The following is a 2,534-nucleotide window of genomic DNA, read 5'->3' as shown; positions in this document are numbered from 1 at the left end:
AGAGGGTAGCCGATTTAGACACGACAACAAGTTCCCCCTTCGGGGGGATCCCTAGAAATTGGAAACATCAAGCTTGTCCAGCATTAAATCTATCTCTTCCTGGGTGTTCCCCCTTCGGGGGGATCCCTAGAAATTGGAAACAGCTAGATTGTGTGTTTACAGACCTTGCAGGGGCGCAGTTCCCCCTTCGGGGGGATCCCTAGAAATTGGAAACGGTTCGACATACTGCCGGCCACGTGTTGTGATCATAATAGTTCCCCCTTCGGGGGGATCCCTAGAAATTGGAAACATCAATGAAAATCAGTGCCCACCCGAATGGAAAAACGAAGCGTTCCCCCTTCGGGGGGATCCCTAGAAATTGGAAACCCCAACGGCAGCGGTGGGTCCGTATGACTAAACGCTGTTCCCCCTTCGGGGGGATCCCTAGAAATTGGAAACATTCGTTATGTTGAATGGTGCTGTAGATGTAGACTTTGACGTTCCCCCTTCGGGGGGATCCCTAGAAATTGGAAACCTTTCCAATAAGTCCTAACGGCTTCAAAATTCTCTCTGTGATTGTTCCCCCTTCGGGGGGATCCTTAGAAGCTGGAAAAGAGAAAATCGAAATCAAACGAAACTGGGCCTGGTTATCAGGCGGGCAGCGAAAACAACGGCTGAAACGCTCCAGAAATCGGCCTGCTGGCTGGGGAAAGTCTGGGAAAGTGAGGTCTGGATCCCCGGCAGCCACCGCTGCCCAAAAGTAGCGCAATTGTGGGGCCAAGGCTTGTGCCTGTTCCAAAGGCAAATTCAGCGGTGCGGAGGTTAAAAACTTAACCACCGCTGGTTCGCTGCGCTGGGCCATCCACTCCCGGGAGAACGCTTGCAAATCGGGCCAATCGGGCAGGGATCCCACCCGGTAGCTCTGGATATGGACTTGGATTCCGGTCTCTCGATCCGACCGGATCTCGACAAGGCGGTAGGGGTGGGGAAAGCTGACCAAAGAGCCGGTGGTAATGTCGTAAACCCCCCCTCGTCGGGCGATGTGCTGGATGTGCAGATGTCCGGTGAACACCAGTTGCACCCCATAAGCTTGCAGCAGCCGCCGCAACTGAGAGGCATTCTCCAGCATGTAGCGACGCCCCCAGGGATGGAGAGACTGGCCGCGCAGATGCTCGACCACATTATGGTGCACCATCAGCAGCACCAGCTCTTCCTCGGCTGCCGCCAATTCTTTCTCCAGCCAGGTCAGTTGTTCTGGGGTTAGACACCCCACCAATTGACCCTGAGCATCAAAATGGTTGGAATTGAGGCCGATCAAACGGATCCCTGGCCGCAGAACCCGGCTGTAATCCAAAGACTGCCCATCCTCGTAGCCAAAAGCTCGGTAGTAGCGGGGAAAATCAGCCAAACCGATGGAGCGCCCGTTGGCCTTGGGCTGGGGCACATCGTGGTTGCCGGGCACCACAAAAGCCGGAAAGGGCAGCCGAGCCAGCCGTTCTGCCAGCCATGCATGGTTTTCCGGCTCCCCATGCTGGGTCAGATCCCCCGGCAACAGCAGAAAATCCAGAGGCAACTGCACCAGATGCTGCAAAACCTGTTCCAGAGCCGGGATGCTCACCTCTACCAGGTGAAATCGGCTGGGGTGATCCCAAAGGGTGGAAGGGAGGGCGACGTGGGGATCGCTCACCACAGCAAAGCGGATCTGCACGGATTACTCCCCTTGACAACAGCAAGCAGATAGAGCCTTCGGCCCACCGGGGGGACAAGCGCTTCTGCTATTCTGGCATCCATCACGGGATCCCGATTATCTCAGGAGCACAGCATGGTGGCCCAGGTGATTACCATCGATCACCCTCTGGTGCAGCACAAGCTCAGCCTCATGCGCCGTGTTGAAACTACAACCGCCGACTTCCGAGCGCTGATGCGGGAGATCAGCCTCTTGATGGCCTACGAGGTGACCCGCGATCTGCCCCTCAAGCTACAGCCCATTCAAACCCCGATGGCCCCAATGTTGGCGCCGATGTTGGCGGCAGAGAAAAAGTTGGTGCTTGTCTCCATCCTGCGGGCCGGCCAAGGGCTCCTCGACGGCATGCTGGAGCTGATCCCATCAGCACGGGTGGGGCATATCGGCCTATATCGGGATCCCCATACCCTGATCCCCATCGAGTACTACTTCAAGGTGCCCACCGATATCGAAGATCGTGAGGTGCTGGTGGTGGATCCAATGTTGGCCACCGGCCATTCGGCAGCAGCGGCTGTAGCGCGCCTACGCCAAACCCGACCCCAGTCGATCCGCTTCATCTGCCTGGTGGCCGCCCCAGAAGGGATCCGGTATTTCCACGAACAGAACCCAGATGTGCCAATCTATACCGCTGCTGTAGACGATGGCCTAGACGAGCACGGCTACATCCTCCCCGGCCTGGGAGATGCAGGGGATCGCCTGTTCGGCACCCGCTGATGGGAGAGCATGACTCTAGTCAATGATAAGCTCAACTATACTGAAAATAATGTATAATATGTTCAGTACGGATTACTACCAGTTGATCTTTCTGTTT

General features: G+C 56.2%; 1 protein-coding gene, 1 pseudogene and 1 CRISPR repeat array. Of the genes and pseudogenes, one reads left to right on the top strand and one right to left on the bottom strand.

The genetic code is table 11. The annotated features are described in order from the left end of the window. Positions 1–30: 30 nt before the first annotated feature. Positions 31–593: direct repeats of the CRISPR family, unit length 36 nt; unit sequence GTTCCCCCTTCGGGGGGATCCCTAGAAATTGGAAAC. A 440-nt stretch (positions 594–1,033) separates the two neighbouring features. Next, positions 1,034–1,666 (bottom strand): annotated as a pseudogene (locus NW837_RS06425) (metallophosphoesterase family protein); the annotation flags it as partial. Between the two features lie 135 nt (positions 1,667–1,801). Between NW837_RS06425 and upp the strand changes: the two are divergent. Then, positions 1,802–2,437 (top strand): uracil phosphoribosyltransferase, encoded by a 636-nt coding sequence (gene upp, locus NW837_RS06420; protein ID WP_414329961.1) that lies wholly within the window; start codon positions 1,802–1,804, stop codon positions 2,435–2,437. Positions 2,438–2,534: the final 97 nt, after the last annotated feature.

The sequence above is a fragment of the Synechococcus sp. R6-10 genome (genome assembly GCF_047461815.1).
GTDB lineage: Bacteria > Cyanobacteriota > Cyanobacteriia > Thermostichales > Thermostichaceae > Thermostichus.
Note: the sequence above shows the minus strand (reverse complement) of the source record. Positions and strands in the feature narration are given on the sequence as shown.

Bases quoted from the DNA above. Each gene is read 5' to 3' on its own strand.
- upp (WP_414329961.1), top strand. From the start codon at position 1,802: ATGGTGGCCCAGGTGATTACCATCGATCACCCTCTGGTGCAGCACAAG.